This is a genomic window from Actinospica durhamensis (assembly GCF_018139695.1).
Lineage (GTDB): Bacteria > Actinomycetota > Actinomycetes > Streptomycetales > Catenulisporaceae > Actinospica > Actinospica durhamensis.
In genome coordinates this window covers 1-17,448 of the sequence record NZ_JAGSOG010000061.1, presented here as the reverse complement: position 1 = coordinate 17,448, position 17,448 = coordinate 1, and the positions used below count along the sequence as shown (strand labels likewise).

Sequence of the window (17,448 nt, the reverse complement as noted above, 5' to 3'; positions counted from 1 at the left end):
GGTCACCGGGCCGCCGGCGTGACCAGCCGGACGACGGCCGGCGCGATCTCGTCCAGGGGAAGCACGAGGTCGACCATACCGGTCGCGACCGCGGCCTGCGGCATGCCGGGGAAATCCGCCGACTCCGGATCCTGCGCGAGGACGGTCCCGCCGCGCGCCTTGACCGCGCTCACCCCCCGCGCCCCGTCCTTGCCGGTACCGCTCAACACGCACGCGATCGCCCGCGCGCCGTAGACGCCGGCCACCGACTCGAACAGCACGTCCGCCGACGGACGCACGAAATGCACCGGCTCACTGTCCGCCAACGCCAGCAGCCCCGCCGCCCCCACCACCAGATGCCGATTGGGCGGCGCGACGTACACGGTGCCCGGCCGGGCCAGCTCCCCCGCCTCGGCAAGCTTCACCGGCAGCCGCGCCCTGCGGGCCAGCACGTGCGCGAGGACGGTATCGTGCCGCGGATCAAGGTGCTGAACGATCAGCACCGGCACCGCGAACCCCGCCGGCAGCCCGCCGAGCACCGCCCCCAGCGCTGTGATACCGCCGGCCGAGGACGCGACGGCGACCACCGCGTACCGCTTGTCCGCCTGCACGGGTTCGAGGCTAGCGGAACGGCACCGCAGATCGTGCGCGGCGCGACGACTGGAACGTGATCGCCGCCGCGGTGGAACGGTGCCCCCCGGGCTCCGTAGCATCATGGCGTGGCGACAACCCCTGACACACTCATCGACTTCACCGACGGCGCTCCGGTGGACGGCGCGGAGGAACCCGCGTGGATCCACGGAGCGCGCTCGCTGAAACAGTGCGCGGATCCGGAGATCCAGCTGCACCGCAGTGACGAGCACACCTATATTCTCCGGCAGAGCAAGGCGATCACCTTCGAGGCGCCCTTCATCTACCTGCTGTTCGGCAACGACCGGGCGATCCTGATCGACACCGGCACCAGCGCGGACCGGGAGCGCTTCCCGCTGCGCCGCACCGTCGACGAGCTGGTCGCGCAGTGGCTGCGGGCGCATCCGCGGGCGGACTACCGGCTCGTCGTCGCGCACACACACGGCCACACCGATCACCGCAACGGTGACCCGCAGTTCGCCGACCGGCCTGAGACCGTGGTGGTCGGCCACGACGCGGACTCGGTGCGCAAGTTCTTCGGGTTCGGCGACGAGTGGCCGGGCAAGGTCGTCACCTTCGACCTCGGCGGCCGGGTGCTCGAGCTGACCGGGATCCCCGGGCACCACCCGGCGTCCGTCGCGGTGTACGACCCGTGGACCGGGTTCCTGCTCACCGGCGACACGGTGATGCCGGCCCGGCTCTACGCCCCGGACTACCCGGCGTTCCTCGACAGCCTGGACCGCCTGGTGGAGTTCGCCGCGGTTCGGCCGGTCACCCGCGTGCTCGGCTGCCACATCGAGATGAGCCGCACCCCCGGCCGGGAGTACCCGGCGGGCTGCCGGTACCAGCCCGAAGAGGTGCCGCTGCGGCTGCCGGTGGCCCGGCTGGCCGAGATTCGGGACGCGGCCCACGCCGCCGACAAGCCGGGCGTGTACCGGCACGACGACTACATCATCTGGAACGGCGGCCAGCGCATCGGACCGGTGCTGGGGCAGGCGGCCAAGCTGATCGGGTTCAACCTGCGCAAGCGCTTCGGCGCCCGCGTCTGACGCGGCGGCACACGCGACAACCTGCCCGCTCGGCCTAAGCTTCGGAGCCGGTCTCCGAGGCGGTTTCCGAGCCGGTTTCCGAGTCGGGCAGGTCCGTCCGTCCCAGATCCATCCGCTCCAGCGTCGTCCAGAGCGCGGCGCGCCCGGCCTCGTCGCGCGCGCCCGCGGTCATCTCCGCCATCATCAGCTCCCCCGCCATCGCCACCACCAGGCGTGCGGCGGGGTTCGGGTCCGCCCAGCCCATCGCCTTCAGGTCGGGCTCGGCCACCCCCACGAAGGCCGCGTTGCGCGCGTCCACCTTCGCGGCCACTCCCGGCGTGTTGCGCGCCTCCAAAGCCAGTGCCTTGACGCCGCGGTACCGCAGGGACGACTCGAAGTAGGCCTCGATCATCTGGCGCAGCCGGCGCCACCCCGGTGCGTGCCCGCGCATGACCGCGACGACCGCGGCGGCGGACTGTTCGGTGTAGCGCTGATGCAGGGCGTTGACGAACGCGTCCCGGTCGGCGAAGTGCACGTAGAAGGTGCCCTTGGCCACGCCCGCGGCGGCCACCACCCGGTTCACGCTCATCCCGGACAGCCCGTGCTCCTGGGCGACTTCCAGGCCCGCGTCCAGCAGCGCCTCCCTGGTCTCCAGTGCGGCGGCGGCCCGTGCGGTCATGGCGCACAGCATACGCGGGGCCCGTCTGACGACCCGTTGACCGCGATCCTCGCCGCGGGCTAGAGTGACTGACCGGTCGGTCACTCACTTCTTCCCGACGGAGGCGGTTCCATGCGCGCAGCGGTAGTCCACCAGCTCGGCCAGGTCCCCGAGCCGCTCGAACACAAGGATCCCGTCCCGGCTCCGGGCCACACCCTGGTCCGGATGACGGCGGCGGCCATCAACCCGATCGACGTCACCATCTCCTCGGGCAGGCACCCGCTCGGCCGCCCGGGCGTCCCGCACATCCCCGGAATCGAGGGCGTGGGCGTCGTCGTCGAGAGTGACACCCTGGCGCCCGGTACCCGCGTGCGGGTCCAGGTGCCCGGCGGCCTCGTCGACGGGACCCTCGCAGAACTCGTCATCGCCCCGGACGCCGCCTGCCTGCCGATCCCGGACGGCGTCGACGACGCTCAAGTGGCCGCCCTCGGCTCGGTCGGCATCAGCGCACTGGTGGCACTCGAGGACGTCGCCGCCCTGCGCGCCGGCGAATCCGTGCTCGTACTCGGTGCGACCGGCGCGCTCGGCCGGGCGTTCGTGCAGTTGGCCAGGGCTTTCGGGGCGCAGTCGGTCATCGCCGCCGGGCGCAACGCCGAGCGGCTCGAGTCGATGGCCGGCGCCGGAGAAGGGGCGCCCGACGCGACGATCCTGCTCGACCCCACCGACCCGGAGGGCTTCAAGCAGCAGTTGGCCGAGGCGGGCGGCCCGGTGGACGTGGTCTTCGACTCGCTGTGGGGGCCTTACGCCATGCCCGGGCTGGCCGGGCTCAAGTTCGGCGGACGCTACGTCAACCTCGGCCAGAGCGCCGGGGCCGAGACCAGCGTGGACGCGGGGCTGCTGCGCCATCGGTGGCTCCGCCTCGCCGGGCTGAGCGGCGCGGCGATCTCGGCAGAGCGGGCGCGGGCCGCGTTCGCGCATCTGATGCAGCTCGTCGTCGCGGGCCGGGTGAGCCTGCCGACCCGCGTCTACGCACTCGACGACGTCGCCCAGGCGTGGCAGGCGCAGGCGGCCGGATCGCCCGGCGCGAAGCTGATCGTGCGTCCCTGACCTCGCCTCGCACCCCGCGGGCGACGCCGCGATCCCCGGCACGGAGACCGGGCCCGACGTCGCCCCTGGCGGGTGCCGGCCGGCTCAGCGCGCGGTGAAGCCGCCGTCGACCAGGTGGTAGCTGCCGTGGATGAACGAGGCCCGGTCCGAGAGCAGGAACGCGATCAGTTCCGCGACCTCTTCGGGCCGGCCCAGCCGGCCGGCCGGGTGCAGGGCGGTCAGCTGCGCGTGCGCGGCCTCGTCCATGCTCTGCAGCAGCGGGGTCTCGATGAAGCCGGGTCCCACCGCGTTGATCCGCACGCCCTTGTCGGCGTACTCGAGGGCGGCCGACTTGGTCAGGCCGAGCACGGCGTGCTTGGACGCGACGTAGGCGGCCGACCCGGCCCATCCGACCGAGCCGAGGATGGAGGCGGTGTTGACGATCGCGCCGCCGCCGGCGGCCAGCATCGCCGGGATCTCGTAGCGCATGGAGTAGAACACGCCGTCCAGGTCGACGCCGGTGACGCGGCGCCACACGTCGATGTCGTACTCGCCCACGGGCATGGGGTCGGCGCCGATGCCCGCGTTGTTCACGGCCAGGTGCAGCGCCCCGAACGTGCCGACCGCGAAGGCGACGGCGTCCTCGACGGACTTCGGATCGGCGACGTCCACCTTGACGGCGGCAGCGGCGCCGCCCGCGGCCTTGATCTCCTCGACGGCCTTCACCGCGCCCTCGGTGTTGAAGTCGGCCACCACGACGTTGGCGCCGCCTTCTGCGAGCTTACGCGCCACGGCCAGGCCGATGCCGGAGGCCGCTCCCGTCACCAATGCCGTCCTGCCCGCGAACTCCGCACCCGCACTCGCACCCGCGGTGCCGTTCGTGGTGACGTTGATCTCTGCTGCACTGCTCATCTTGCATCACTTCTTCTGTGCCGATGATGTACTGATCTGATCAGGTTTGATCTGAAACTTCGTTATCTTCGCCGTACTCTTCGTACGTGTGGTGCGCGGCCGCTCAGCCGTTCGGCAGGATGACCGCTCGGCCGTTGACCTTGCCCTCGTGCAGGCGCTCGTAGGCCAGCGGAGCCTCGTCCAGCGAGTAGGTCTCGGTGTGCACGGAGACCAGGCCCGCCCGAGCCAGGTCCAGCACCTCGAACAGCTCGCTGCGGCTGCCCCAGTACGGCGCCTTGACGCTGGCGTCGAAGGGCGTGTGGCCGAAGCCGACGGGCAGCCCCGCGCCGCCGATCCCCACGAGGACCACGTCGCCCTCGACCCCGACCGCCTGCCGGGCGATCTCCACGGTCGGCGCGATCCCGACGAAGTCGAAGACCGCCGCCGCGCCGCGGCCGCCGGTCAGTTCGCGGATCCGGCCGGCCGCCTCGCCGTCGGACGGGAAGGCCTCGTGCGCGCCGACGGTCCGGGCGAGCGCGAGCTTGTCCTCGCTCACGTCGAGCGCGACGACCCGGGCGGCGCTCATCGCGCGCAGCAGCTGGATCGCTACGTGGCCGAGGCCGCCGGTGCCGATGACCACGGCGGTCGAGCCCGGGAGGAGCTTGGGCAGCGCGGACTTGATCGCGTGATACGGCGTCAGTCCCGCGTCGGTCAGCGGCACGGTGGCCACCGGGTCCATGCCCGCGATCGGGACGAGGTGACGCGCGGAGTCGACGAGCATGTACTCGGCCATGGAGCCGGGCGCGCCCAGTCCCGGCGGCATGATGCCGAGCTCCGCGGCGCGCAGGCAGTAGTTCTCCTTGCCCTCGGCGCACTTCGCGCAGGTGCCGCAGCCCCAGGGGCCGTAGACGGCGACGGCGTCGCCCTCGGCCAGACCCGCGACTCCGGCGCCCAGCCCCGCCACGACGCCCACGCCCTCATGGCCCAGGGTGAGCGGCAGCGGATAGGGGAAGCCCTCGGCGGGCCAGCTCATCACGGCGATGTCGGAGTGGCACACCCCGGCCGCCGTCACCTTCACCAGGACCTGCCCGGGGCCGGGCTCGAGGTCGGGCACGGTGACGACCTCGGGGGCCGAACCTATCTCACGGTACTGCAATGCCTTCACAGCTCACGCACCTTCTCCTGCACTGGATACTTCACCGGATCCCGCGGCCGCGTCCGCGGCCACCTGTATGACGAGGGCGCCGTACGCCTGCCGCACCCACGCGCGCAGCCCGGCCGCCTGGTCGTGCTCCTGCCGCGCCCAGGCCCGCAGCGCCGCCGTCAGCGCGCCGGCCGCCGCCCACACCACGAGCGCGGGCCGGAAGTCCGACTCGGCGTCGCAGCCCATGCGCTCGGCCAGCACGGCCACCGACTCGTCCTGGGCGTCCACCCTGATCCGCTCGTACGCCGCGAAGAGCGTCGGCTCCCGCTCGGTGAGCCGGACCAGGTCGCGCCAGCGCGTGTAGGCGACGGCGTCGAGCAGCTCGTGCTCGGCCAGCCATTCGTCGACGGCCGCGCGGTACGCGGTCAGCGGCGGCTCGGAGGCCGGACGCGCGCGCAGGGCCTGGTTGATGCGCACCCCGTCGTCACGGGTGGCGTCGAGCACCGCCTCCTCCTTGCCGGCGAAGTGCCGGCTGAAGGTCCGGCGGACCACATGGGCCCGCTCGGCGATGTCCTCCACGCCCACGGCGCCCAGGCCGCGCTCCAGGACCAGATCGGCCGCGGCGGTGGAAATGGCGTGGCGGGTCTCTCGGGACCGCAGTCGCCTGCGGTCCCCGGAGATCTCGGCCGCGCCGGCCGACCCGCCGCCGTGCCGTGTCCTCGTCATGATCACGAGCATATGCCCTATTGTCCCGATGGGACATTTGTCTGGGTGAGACATATGTCCCATTGGGACGTGACCTGGGCCGTCCGCGCTCCGCGCTCCGCGGTCCGCCTCGCCGTGTCGTCGGCTCGCACACTTGTACGAGTCGGTGCCCCGTGATTGACTCCTTCGCCAGAGGATCTGACAGAGTTCGAAGACACCGGCCCCGGCAACGACGCACCGCTGCCCGGCAACTGCTCTCCATGGACAAGGAAGGCGCCATGAAGCTTCTGCTCACCTCCGGCGGCGTCAGCAACCAGAGCATCCGCGACGCGCTGGAGGACATGCTGGGCAAGCCCATCGCCGAGTCGACCGCGCTGTGCATCCCCACCGCGATGTACGGCATGCCCGGGACCGCCGTCATGACGTGGCGGCAGATCGCCGGGCAGACCCCGACTCCCCTGGTCGAGCTCGGGTGGAAGTCCGTGGGAATGCTTGAACTGACCGCGCTGCCCAGCATCGACAAGGAGAACTGGGTCCCCCTGGTCCGGGAGACCGACGCCCTGCTCGTGTGCGGCGGCGACGTGCTGTACCTGAGCCACTGGATGCGCGAGTCCGGCCTGGCGGATCTGTTCCCGTCGCTGAGCGAGACCGTCTACGTGGGACTGAGCGCCGGCAGCATGGTGATGGCCCCGCACGTCGGGCAGGAGTTCGTCGGCTGGAAGCCGGCCGCGGGCGGCGAGCGCGACAGCGCGCTGGGCATGGTCGGATTCTCGATCTTCCCGCACCTGGACAACGTGATGTGCCCGCAGAACACCATGGCCGACGCCGAACGGTGGGCCGCGCGCCTGCCGGTGCCGGGGTACGCGGTCGACGACCAGACGGCCGTCACTGTCGTGGACGGCGCCGTCGAGATCGTCTCCGAGGGGCACTGGAGGCTCTTCGAACGCTAGGTCGACGGCCGCTACTGGCGCTCGCCGCGGGCTTCGGCCACGATGATCGGCATGCGCCCTTTCCGCTTCCTCGTCGACACCGGCGAACAGCACGACGGACCCGGCCTGGCCGCCTTCGCGCGGCGGGCCGAGTCGATCGGCTACAGCACACTGATGATCCCCGACCATCTCACCAGCGTGTACGCGCCGATCCCGTTCCTGTCCGCGGTGGCCGCGGCGACCGAGCGGCTGCGCGTCGGCACCTTCGTGTTCAACAACAACCTGCGCCACCCCGCGGTCCTGGCCCAGGAGCTCGCGACGCTCGACCGGCTGTCGGGCGGGCGGCTGGAGGTGGGGCTCGGAGCCGGGTGGAACAAGCCGGAGCACGACGCGATCGGCATCCCCTTCGAGCCCGTCGGCACCCGGGTCGGCAAGCTCGCCGAATCGATCAAGGTCATCAAGGGCTGCTTCGGCGACGAGATATTCTCCTTCGCCGGCCGGCACTACACGATCACCGACTACGACGCGCAGCCCAAGCCGCTCCAGCGCCCGCACCCGCCGATCTTCATCGGCGGCGGAGGCAGGCGGCTGCTGACGCTGGCCGCCCGGGAAGCCCAGATCATCGGCCTGGCGCCGCGGATCGGGAAGAACGCCGAAGGCCTTCCGGCCGTCGACACACCCAGCATCACGCTCGCGGCCACCGAAGAGAAGATCGGCTGGATCCGCGAGGCGGCGGGCGAGCGCTTCGCCGAGATCGAGCTGAACAGCTACCCAACCGGCGGCCCCATGGTCGTGACCGGCGACGCCAGGGGCGAGGCGCGCCGGCGCGCCGACAAGCTGCGCGAGCGCACCGGCGTCGAGCTCACCGTCGAGGAGATCCTGGAGTCGCCGCACGTCTTCATCGGCTCCATCAAGGAACTGACGCAGAAGTTCATCGACCTGCGCGAACGCCTCGGCATCAGCTCGTTCCTGCTCGACGACATGGAGACCTTCGCCCCGATCGTGCAGGAACTGGCCGGAACCTGAGCCGCAGACGACAAGCACAGCATCTCCACCACTCATTCACAGCATCATGGTTCGATAACGACCATGGCTGAGATCGCAACCACCGGTCCCGTTCCGACGTCGTACCTGGAGCGCGCCGCCGGCGCCGAGGAGTTCGCCGAGATCACCACGGCGGCCGAACTGCGCGAGGCTCTCGGCGGCCCGCCGCTGGAGAGCGCCGTCGCGAAAGAGCGTCCCCGGCTGCATCCCCTGGACCGGGCCTGGCTGGCTGCGTGCTCATACTGCCTGATAGCGACCAGCGACGCGGAGGGCAACTGCGACCTCTCCACGAAGGGGGATCCTGCGGGCTTCGTCCACGTCCTCGACGACACGACCATCGCGATTCCGGAGCGCCCGGGGAACAAGCGCGCCGACGGATTCCACAACATCCTGAGCAACCCGCACGTCGGCCTGCTGTTCCTGGTGCCCGGGCGCCGGGAGACGCTCCGTATCAACGGGCGGGTACGCATCCTGCGCGACGCACCGTTCTTCGACGAGATGACGGTCAAGGGCCACCGCCCGATCCTGGCCTACCTCGTCGACATCGACACCGTCTTCTTCCACTGCCAGAAGGCGTCCATGCGCTCCGGCCTGTGGAACCCCGAGAGCTGGCGCCCCGAGGACCTGCCCACGCACGCCACCATCGTCAAGGCGCTGCACAACTCCGCCAAGACCCTCGAGGCGCTCGAGACCTACTACGGCCCCCAGTACGAGAAGGGGCTGTACGCCTGAGCGCACGCCCCTGTCCAAGGCGCCTCGTTCCGGCTACCGCGCCGACCGACTCGCGTACTGCAGTTCGGCGAGGTTGAGCGCGGTGCTCATCCCGGCGCCGCTCAGGCCTGTTTGCGCGAGCGTGCCCGGCGCCGACGGGGCACCGCCGGTGCCCGGGTGGGTGAGGCCGGTCAGGAACCGGTTGACCGTCTCGATGCCCGCGGCGGTCTGGAGTCCCTCACCGAGCCGGGCGCTGTGCGCCGTGGCCGACTCGGCCAGCCGCGACACCGCTGCCGGGTCGAGCCGGGCGCGGGCGTCTTCGATGGCTGCGATCACCTTCGGCACGCCCCAGACGACGAAGGTGAAGCGCTGGGAGGCCGAGGCGAGCTCGAGTTGGCGCTTGATCCCCGAGGAGGTGTCACGCAGATCCCGCACGGTCGGGAGGAAGACGCTGAACGCGCCGCGAACCCGGTTGACCGCGTGGGACTTGAACACCACCCGGCAGTCGGTCACGTAGAGCTTCCCGCCGATCGCCTCGACGCCGCCGAGCCCCGCCGCCACCATGACGCGGTCGAAGGCGAAGCGGCTCAAGCCGAACTCGCTCACCCGGACCATCGCGTTCGCGCTCTTACTCAGCACGACCGTCTCACTCGGAAGCAGGTCCTCCTCGCCCAGGTCCATCCCCATCGCCTGTCCCCCATCACAGTGTCCACAACCGACTCAGCGCGGAGTGTAGCGATTCCACGCGGTCTACAGCGCACAGGCGAAGGTCCCGGCGGCCTCATATCGAGACCGCCGGGACCGTTGCGATTGCGGTCCTTACGCCTCCGCCCCCGCCACGACGCCCCGGTCCTGGACGCGGCGGCGGTAGGCGTAGAGCGCGAGCGAGGCCAGCAGGACTCCGACGCCGATGATCTGTTCCGCGGTGCCGCCGTAGCCCGCGTCGCCCGGGTAGAGGAAGGCCACCACCAGGAAGACCGCGTTGACCAGGGCCAGCACGCCGGCGAGCGGGACCAGCGGGCCGGGGACGCGGATGGGCCTGGGCCAGTCGGGCCGGTCCCGGCGCAGCAGGACGAAGCCGGCCAGCACCATCACCGTGGCGACCATGTAGCCGATGTTGGAGGCGAAGATGATGCCCAGGGTGTTGCCCACGAACACGATCATGACCGAGTTCAGCACCAGGTCCGCCAGCATCGCCCGGGCGGGCAGGCCGCGGCTGTTGAGGTGGTTGAACTGTTTGATCGTCATGTCGTCCTTGGCCAGCGCGTAGAGCGCCCGGCCGGCCACCGCGGTGCAGGAGTTCATGATGACGAACAGCGCGGCGGCGAGCAGGATGGTGATGATCGCCGAGGCGGAGCCGACCACCTGGGCGAACGCCTGGGTGTACATCGAGCCCGGGTCCTGCGCGATCACCTTGTCGGTCAGCGTGCCGCCGACGCCGAGGGTGAGGGCGACGGCCACGATGACGGTGAACGCGCCGGAGGAGACGAGCGCCTTCGGGGTGTCGGTGCGCGGCGTGCGGTATTCGGTGGTGAACACCGCGGCCGCCTCGGTGCCGTAGGTGGTCCAGGCGAAGACGAACATGAAGGCGAACAGCAGCCGCCAGCCGTGCCAGGGCCCTGCCGTGGTCAGGCCCCAGGTGATGCCGGAGCCGTGGAACTTGCCCTCGGCCAGCGGGAGCACGACCAGGATCACGATGAGCAGGACCACCAGGGCGCCGAGGATCTTGTTCATCAGCGCGGTCTGGCGCACCCCGTAGGCGTTGAGCAGCAAGACCACGATCAGCGTGGCGACGCCGATGACGCCGGCCAGGCCGAGGTGCGAGGTGCCGGTGGAGATGCTCCAGGTGGCGTGCGGGAAGAACTCGCCCTGCAGCAGCTGGCCCATCAGCAGCGCGTACACGGCGTTGCTGAACGCCCAGCCGGCCCAGTACCCGAAGGTGACCACGGATCCGATCGCGGGCAGGTAGCGTTTCCACGCCTCGTGCGCGTAGAGCGGGATCCCGCCGGCCTTGTCCGGGAACATGGAGGCCATCTCGGCGTGGAAGAAGTTCTGCAGCATCGCCAGGAGTCCGCACGCGATGTAGAGCGCGGCGACGGCCCCTGAACCGATGCTTCCGATCAGCGGGCCGAGCGTGGCGAAGATCCCCATCGGGATCACCAGGGTCAGTGCGAAGCCGTCGCGCCAGGTGAGGTTGTGCGGTATTGCCTGCGACTCGCTGGACCGGGTCTCGCTGGACTGGGTCGTCACCGTCGCTCCTCTCAGTGGTAGGTGGTGTGCGGTAGGGGGTGTATACCGGATCTCAGTCGATCCGGGCCATGACGTGCTTGACGACCGTGTAGTCCTCGATCGCGTAGCTGGAGAGGTCCTTGCCGTAGCCGGACATCTTGGCGCCGCCGTGCGGCATCTCGTCCGCGACGGTCAGGTGGTCGTTGAGCCAGACCGCGCCGGAGCGCAGCCGGCGCGCCATCCGCAGCGAGCGGTCGAGCCGGTTGGTCCACACCGACGCGCTCAGGCCGTAGTCCGAGTCGTTGGCGAGCTCGAGCGCGTGCTGCTCGTCGGTGAAGGGCTCGACCGTGATGACCGGGCCGAACACCTCGCTGCGGACGATCTCGTGGCTCGGCGTGACACCGGTGACGATGGTCGGTTCGACGAACCACCCGCCGCCGGCGATCGCGTTGCCGCCGGCCACCACGCGTGCCCCGGCCTCGGTGGCCCGGTCGAGGAAGCCGAGGACGCGCTCCCGGTGCGCCTGCGAGATCACCGGGCCCATGTCGCTGCCGCCCTCGGCGAACGGGGTGCCCACCCGGATCGTCGCGACCATCGCGGTGAGGGCGTCGAGGACCTCGTCGTGGATCTCGTCCTGGACCAGGATGCGGGCGGCGGCCGTGCAGTCCTGGCCCGAGTTCCAGTACGCGGCGACCTTCATCTGCTCGACCAGTCGGCGCACGTCGCAGTCGCCGAACACCACCACCGGCGCCTTGCCGCCCAGCTCCAGGTGGGTGCGGGTGATCCGGGGCACGGCGTTGCGCAGGACGTGCCGGCCGGTGGCGACGCTGCCGGTGACGCAGAGCATGTCCACGCCCGCGCTGGCGGCGAGGTCGTTGCCGGTGCCCGCCCCGTCGCCGGCGACGACGTTCAAGACGCCCGGCGGCAGGATGTCGGCGGCCAGCTCGGCGAGACGCAGGGTGCTGAGCGGGGTGAGCTCGCTGGGCTTGACCACGACGGTGTTGCCCGCGGCGAGGGCCGGTCCGATCTTCCAGACGGCCATGACGAGGGGATAGTTCCAGGGCGTGATCTGGCCGATCACGCCGACCGGGTCGCGCCGGACGAAGGAGGTCCGCCCTGGCAGGTACTCGCGCGCGGCCTTGCCCTCGAGGCTCCGTGCGGCGCCGCCGAAGAACCGGAGCTGATCGGCGGCGCTGTCGACCTCGCCGAGGGCCACGTGCAGGGGCTTGCCGGTGTTGGCCGCCTCGAGCCGCCCGAGTTCGTCCTTGTGCTCCAGCAGCCGGGCGGCGAGCTCGTTGAGCAGGTCGTCGCGCCGGACGGGGGTGGTATCGGCCCAGTCGTCGAAGGCTGCTCCGGCGCGCCGGACGGCCCGCTCGACCAGGTCGCGTGAGGCGATGCCGACGGCGGCGAGCGTCTCGCCGGTCGAGGGGTCGATCACCTCGAGGCCGCCGCCCGGCGCGTCGACCGGTTCGTTCCCGATCCAGGCCGCGGGCAGGGTGCTTGGGGTTGCGGTGGTGGTCAACGGAGCTCCTCAGGCGGGCGGTAGGACGGGGCGCAGCACGCGCGTGCGGTGGGCGGGTGTGCCCTTGGTGTCTTCCTTGCGGTCGGCGGATTCGAGCAGCCGCACGATCGCGTTGGCCGCCAGGTAGCGCAGGGGCTCGGGTTCCCAGCGCCGGCTGCGGTGTCCGACCCACGGCGCCCGCGTGTAGGGCGTCTCCCGTCCGGCGATGAGATCGGCGAGCGCCCGTCCGGCGAGGTAGGACGCGACGACTCCGTGGCCTGAGTAGCCGCCCGCGTGCCCGAGGCCCGTCGCCGGGTCGTAGCCCACGGACATGCTCCAGTCGCGCGGCACCGCCAGCGCGCCTCCCCAGCGATGGGTGACCGCGTAGCCGGAGGTGACCGGGAAGTGCTCGTGCAGGGTCCGCTCAAGCCGCGCCCAGACCGCGCTGTTGCGCGTGTCGAACTCGGCCAACGGATCGCGCAGCGAGTACGGGGCTCCGCGGCCGCCGATCGCGATCCGGTCGTCGGCGGTGCGCTGCGCGTAGAAGAACAGGTGCCGCTGGTCGCGCACGGTCAGGCCGTGCGGCCAGCCGAGTTCCTCCCACACGCTCGACGGCAGCGGCTCGGTCGCGATCATCATCGAGGTCAGCGGCAGGTAGGAGCCCGCTGCCCGGGAGAGCCCGGTCGTCCACGCCTCGGTGGCCAGGACGACCGAGCACGCGGTGACCCGGCCGCCGGCGGTGCGCACCACGCCGGCTTCGACCGCTTCGGCGCGGGTGCCCTCGTAGATCCGCACGCCGCGCGCCTCACAGGCGGCGGCCAGGCCGCGCACGAGCCGCGCCGGATCGACGCGGGCACAGTGCGGGGTGAATACGGCGCCGTATATATCCGGGGTCGAGACCAGCGCGGCCGCTTCCCCGGGACTCATCAGGGTACTGCCGGACTCCCGCATGCCGGTGGCGCTCGCCGCCTCGAGCCGGGCGCGCAGCCGGTCCCACTGCGGCCGCGTCGTCGCGATGGCGAGCGTACCGCCCTTCGCGAAGCCGCACTCGATCTGCTCTGATCCGGCCACGCCGCCGATCTCGTCGACGGCGCGTTCGGTCAGCTCGGCCGCCGCACGCGTCCGCGCCCATCCGCTGCGGCGGGCGTAGCGGCCCGCTCCCCCGGCGATGCCGGCGCCGACCCAGCCGCCGTTGCGCCCGGCGGCGCCGTAGCCGGCCACCTCGCTCTCGAGCACGGCGATCCGCAGTTCAGGCGACTGCGACGCGAGGTGGTAGGCGCTCCACAGGCCGGTGAAGCCGCCGCCGACGACGGCGATGTCGACCTCGACGTCCCCGTCCAGGGCGGGGCGCCGGGCCAGATCGCCCTGCTGGTCCAGCCACAGCGACCGCGAGCGGTAGGTGTTGCCGTGCCGATCGGTCAGGACTGTCACGGGAACCGCACCACCCAGCGGCCCTCGGTGGCGCCGCGGCCCATCGCGCGGAACGCCTCGTTCAGCTGCTCCGGCCGGACGCGGTCGGTCACCAGCCGGTCCAGGGGCAGCAGCCCCCGCTGATACAGGCCCAGGATCCGCGCGAAGTCCACGGACGGGCGGGCCGAACCGTAGTTGCTGCCGGTCAGGGTCAGTTCGCGCCCGGACATCGCCATCGGGTCGATGGAGATCCGTTCGCCCGTCGCCACCTGTCCGACCACCACCGCGGTGCCCCCGGCCGCGAGGCTCGCGTACGCCTGCTCCACGCCCACGGCCCGGCCGCTGGCCTCGAACGCGACATCCACGCCCCGCCCGCCGGTCAGTTCGCGCACCGCCTCGACGACGTCGCACGCGGTGGCGTCGATCGTGTCCGTGGCGCCGAACTCCTTCGCCAGCTGGAGCTTGCTCTCGACGACGTCGACGGCGATGAGGCGGCCGGGCGACTGCAGCCCGGCGCCCATGATCACCGAGAGTCCCACCCCGCCCGCGCCGATGACCAGCACGTTCTCGCCGACGGAGACCGGGCGGGTGTTGACTGCGGCGCCCACCCCGGTGGTGACCGCGCAGCCGACGACGGCGGCGATCGCGGGATCGATCCCCGCGTCGATCTTGACCGCTCCGCTCTCCGGCACGACCGCGTATTCGGCGAACGAGCCGACCGAGAGGTAGCTGTAGACGGGCTCACCCGCGCGGCTGAGCCGCGTGGTGCCGTCGGGCAGGACATTGCGATAGGCGTGGGCGACGGCCGACTGGCACAGCTGCGGGCGGCCGCTGACGCAGTAGCGGCATCTGCCGCAGTTGGGCGTCCAGGACAGGGCGACCGTGTCGCCGACTTCGAGGCCTTGCACCGCGTCGCCGACCGCCTCGACGATCCCGGCGCCCTCGTGTCCGAGGACGAGCGGCGTCGCGGCGCCCCACTCCCCCGCCAGTACCCGGTAGTCGCTGTGGCAGATCCCGGCCGCGGTGATGCGGACCCGGACCTCGGTGGCGCGCGGCTCGTCGATCTCGAGCTCGGTCAGGACGAGATCCCGGCCCGGCCCGTCGAAGACCACTGCTTTCATCCGCATGTGCTTCACCGGTCCCGCTGCGACGCGGTCGCCGCGGCCGTGGTGCCGGCGTGGCCGCCGAGGAAGCCCGACGCGCGCCCGTCGCTCAGGCCCATGACCTCGGAGTAGTTCGCGTAGGGATACCACCAGTACTTGCGTTCCAGGCGGTAGTCGAAGCTCACGTGCGAGGTCTCCATGAACGCCTCGAGCCCTTCCTCGCCGAGCTCCCGGCCGAGTCCGCTCATCCGCTGGCCGCCGAAGGGCCCGGCGTCGTTGTCCACGAGCGGGTTGTTGATCCAGACCAGGCCGAAGGGCAGTTCCTTGCTGGCCCGCCAGGCGCGCTCGAGGTTCGTGGTCAGAACGTTGGCGCCCAGACCCATGTCACTGTCGTTCGCCTTCTCCAGCGCCTCGTCGAAGGAGTCCACCGGGATGATCGGCATGATCGGGCCGAACACCTCGCCGGCCTCCTTCACGTAGGCGTGGGTCAGACCCGTGATGACGGTCGGACGGTAGAAGAAGCCCGGCCCCGCGACCTGCTCGCCGCCGGCCAGGACCGTGCCTCCGGCCGCCTTCGCCCGCTCGACGTACGCGATCGTCTTGTCGAGTTGGGCCTGCGTGCACAGGGCACCGACATCCGTGGACGTGTCCAGCGGATCTCCCACGATGAGCTCGTCGGCGCGGGCGGACAGCTTCGCGACGAACGCGTCGTAGACCCCGCGCATGACGTAGACGCGCTCCGCGGACGTGCACACCTGCCCGGCGTTGGTGAATCCGGCCCACAGCGCCGCCTCGACGGCGTCGTCGAGATCGACGTCGTCGCAGACGATGAACGGGTCGTGCCCGGACAGCTCCAGCGACACCCGCTTGACCCGCTCGGCGCTGGACCGGATGATCGCGCGGCCGGCGTCGAGCGAGCCGGTGAACGCCACCATGTCCACGCCGGGGTGCTCGACCAGCGCGATGCCGGTCTCGGTGCCTCCCGTCACCACCTGGACCACCCCGGCCGGCGCGTCGAGCAGCTCGAGCAGCCGCAGCACGGTCAGCGGCGCCTCCGGCGGCGGCTTGACCACCACGGCGTTGCCGGCCGCGATCGCCGGGGCGATCTTCCACGCCAGCAGCAGCGCCGGATAGTTCCACGGCGCCAGCGCCGCGACCACGCCGACCGGGTGCTTGACCACCAGATTGGTCAGGGTGGGCTCCTGCGAGGGCACCACGCGCCCGCCCACGTTGCGGGCCATCTGCGCGTAGAACTCGGTCGCCTCGGCGACCCACCGGATCTCGTCCATGTTCTCGGCCAGCGCCGAGCCGCCCTCGCGGGTCAGCAGCTCGGCGAGCTCGCGCTGGGACTCGCGGACCCGGCGCGCGAAGTCCAGCATGATCGTCGACCGGGCCAGCGCCGAGGTCTGCGCCCACGACTTCTGCGCCGCGACCGCCGCCGCCACGGCGGCGTCCACGTCGGCCGCCGTCGCCTGCGGTACCGTGTCGATCAGCTCGCCCGTGGCGGGATTCCTCACCTCGATGACGGGGCGCTGCCCGGCCTCGATCCAATCTCCGTCAATGAGCATCTTCATATTGCCACCCTGCCCGGATCCCGCGGCAGCCCGGCCGCCGCGTCTCGCTTGCCATGGGACGAGGTTAAGCAGCTCGTCACCGGGGCTCTATGGGCTCTTTACCGCGAAGACGGCCTGGGACCCCTCCCATATCTGAGGGTTGATCGGGCCGCGCGGTCGAGTGGCTGCGCTCAGGTGCTCAAGCGGCTCAGGCGGCTCAGCGCAGGAAGCGCATGGCCTGGGCCCGGCTGGCGACGCCCAGCTTGCGGTAGATCGCGGTCAAATGGTTCTGCAGCGTCTTCGGCGAGATGCCGAGCTCGGCGGCGATCGCCCGGTTGCTCGTCCCGATCGAGAGCGCCTCGAGCACGCGGCGTTCCCTCGTGGTGAGGGTGTAGCCCTCGGGGCGCGCGACCGACAGCGGTAGCAGCACCTTCACGCCCAGCAGGCCGTCGGCGTCGCGGACGGTGGCGAGGCTCCCGCCCAGCCGCTTGACCGAGGCGACCACTTCCGGCGCGAACGCGGTGATCTGGTCGTCGCTGGGCGCGGCCGCGCGGTCGTCGCACACCTGGATCCACATCGCCTGACCGTCACCGCTCAGCAGGAGCGTCACCCGGGACTCGGCGGCGCGCACGGCAAGGGCGACCAGACTGTGCATCAGCAGGTAGAGCCGCGTGGTCAGCTCCAGCGGCAGGGAGGCCGGCCACTCCGCCACTTCCAGGTGCACGCGCTTACCCGCGTGCTGCGACCAGCCGTCCACGATCTGCTCGCGCACGAACGGGACCATGTCCACCCACTCGCGCTCCGCGCCCTCGATCCTCCCCGCCAGCGCGCGCACCCTGGCCGCGGC

General features: G+C 71.5%; 17 protein-coding genes. 5 read left to right on the top strand and 12 right to left on the bottom strand.

The features are described from left to right. Positions 1-2 precede the first annotated feature (2 nt). A complete protein-coding gene (locus tag KDL01_RS14725; RefSeq protein ID WP_212529043.1) occupies positions 3-590 on the bottom strand; it encodes a chemotaxis protein CheB in 588 nt (195 codons plus the stop codon). Between the two features lie 108 nt (positions 591-698). On the opposite strand from KDL01_RS14725, the gene KDL01_RS14720 reads away from it, so the two are divergent. After that, positions 699-1,658, top strand: coding sequence for an MBL fold metallo-hydrolase (locus tag KDL01_RS14720; RefSeq protein WP_212529042.1), 960 nt, complete (start codon positions 699-701; stop codon positions 1,656-1,658). Positions 1,659-1,692: 34 nt separating this feature from the next. Here KDL01_RS14720 and KDL01_RS14715 read toward each other — a convergent pair whose 3' ends face one another. Further along, positions 1,693-2,316, bottom strand: a complete 624-nt coding sequence (locus KDL01_RS14715; RefSeq protein WP_212529041.1) for a TetR/AcrR family transcriptional regulator — start codon at positions 2,314-2,316, stop codon at positions 1,693-1,695. A 111-nt stretch (positions 2,317-2,427) separates the two neighbouring features. Here KDL01_RS14715 and KDL01_RS14710 point away from each other — a divergent pair, with 111 nt between their 5' ends. Beyond that, positions 2,428-3,402, top strand: coding sequence for a quinone oxidoreductase family protein (locus KDL01_RS14710; protein ID WP_212529040.1), 975 nt, complete (start codon positions 2,428-2,430; stop codon positions 3,400-3,402). Positions 3,403-3,486: 84 nt separating this feature from the next. On the opposite strand, the gene KDL01_RS14705 is transcribed toward KDL01_RS14710, so the two are convergent. The 3 genes from KDL01_RS14705 to KDL01_RS14695 form a co-directional block, all read right to left on the bottom strand. Beyond that, a complete protein-coding gene (locus tag KDL01_RS14705; RefSeq protein WP_212529039.1) occupies positions 3,487-4,293 on the bottom strand; it encodes an SDR family NAD(P)-dependent oxidoreductase in 807 nt (268 codons plus the stop codon). Positions 4,294-4,396: 103 nt separating this feature from the next. Continuing rightward, entirely contained in the window at positions 4,397-5,437 is a 1,041-nt protein-coding gene (locus tag KDL01_RS14700) for an NAD(P)-dependent alcohol dehydrogenase (RefSeq protein WP_212529038.1), read from the bottom strand. Between the two features lie 3 nt (positions 5,438-5,440). After that, positions 5,441-6,142 (bottom strand): TetR/AcrR family transcriptional regulator, encoded by a 702-nt coding sequence (locus KDL01_RS14695; RefSeq protein ID WP_212529037.1) that lies wholly within the window; start codon positions 6,140-6,142, stop codon positions 5,441-5,443. A gap of 257 nt (positions 6,143-6,399) precedes the next feature. On the opposite strand from KDL01_RS14695, the gene KDL01_RS14690 reads away from it, so the two are divergent. From KDL01_RS14690 to KDL01_RS14680, 3 genes are all read left to right on the top strand, one after another. Further along, positions 6,400-7,071 carry a Type 1 glutamine amidotransferase-like domain-containing protein gene (locus KDL01_RS14690; RefSeq protein WP_212529036.1) on the top strand — a complete coding sequence of 224 codons (672 nt, stop codon included), beginning with the start codon at positions 6,400-6,402 and terminating at the stop codon, positions 7,069-7,071. A 51-nt stretch (positions 7,072-7,122) separates the two neighbouring features. Further along, complete coding sequence (locus KDL01_RS14685) at positions 7,123-8,076, top strand: TIGR03621 family F420-dependent LLM class oxidoreductase (RefSeq protein ID WP_212529035.1); 954 nt, start codon at positions 7,123-7,125, stop codon at positions 8,074-8,076. Positions 8,077-8,139: 63 nt separating this feature from the next. After that, positions 8,140-8,826 carry a pyridoxamine 5'-phosphate oxidase family protein gene (locus KDL01_RS14680; RefSeq protein ID WP_212529034.1) on the top strand — a complete coding sequence of 229 codons (687 nt, stop codon included), beginning with the start codon at positions 8,140-8,142 and terminating at the stop codon, positions 8,824-8,826. Positions 8,827-8,859: 33 nt separating this feature from the next. On the opposite strand, the gene KDL01_RS14675 is transcribed toward KDL01_RS14680, so the two are convergent. From KDL01_RS14675 to KDL01_RS14645, 7 genes are all read right to left on the bottom strand, one after another. Then, on the bottom strand, positions 8,860-9,486 hold the full coding sequence (locus tag KDL01_RS14675; RefSeq protein WP_212529033.1) for a hypothetical protein: 627 nt from the start codon (positions 9,484-9,486) through the stop codon (positions 8,860-8,862). A 138-nt stretch (positions 9,487-9,624) separates the two neighbouring features. Beyond that, entirely contained in the window at positions 9,625-11,055 is a 1,431-nt protein-coding gene (locus tag KDL01_RS14670) for an APC family permease (RefSeq protein ID WP_212529032.1), read from the bottom strand. A gap of 52 nt (positions 11,056-11,107) precedes the next feature. Continuing rightward, positions 11,108-12,556, bottom strand: coding sequence for an aminobutyraldehyde dehydrogenase (locus KDL01_RS14665; protein ID WP_212529031.1), 1,449 nt, complete (start codon positions 12,554-12,556; stop codon positions 11,108-11,110). Positions 12,557-12,565: 9 nt separating this feature from the next. Continuing rightward, positions 12,566-13,966: an NAD(P)/FAD-dependent oxidoreductase gene (locus KDL01_RS14660; protein WP_212529030.1), complete on the bottom strand. Its 1,401-nt coding sequence runs from the start codon at positions 13,964-13,966 to the stop codon at positions 12,566-12,568. Next, entirely contained in the window at positions 13,963-15,066 is a 1,104-nt protein-coding gene (locus KDL01_RS14655; protein WP_212529029.1) for a Zn-dependent alcohol dehydrogenase, read from the bottom strand. Before KDL01_RS14655 ends, KDL01_RS14660 begins: the two co-directional genes overlap by 4 nt. Before the next feature lie 11 nt (positions 15,067-15,077). Continuing rightward, positions 15,078-16,622, bottom strand: coding sequence for an aldehyde dehydrogenase family protein (locus KDL01_RS14650; protein WP_212529028.1), 1,545 nt, complete (start codon positions 16,620-16,622; stop codon positions 15,078-15,080). 196 nt (positions 16,623-16,818) lie between these two features. Next, positions 16,819-17,448 (bottom strand): helix-turn-helix transcriptional regulator (locus KDL01_RS14645; protein WP_246576442.1); only part of this gene is annotated, 630 nt, incomplete at its 5' end.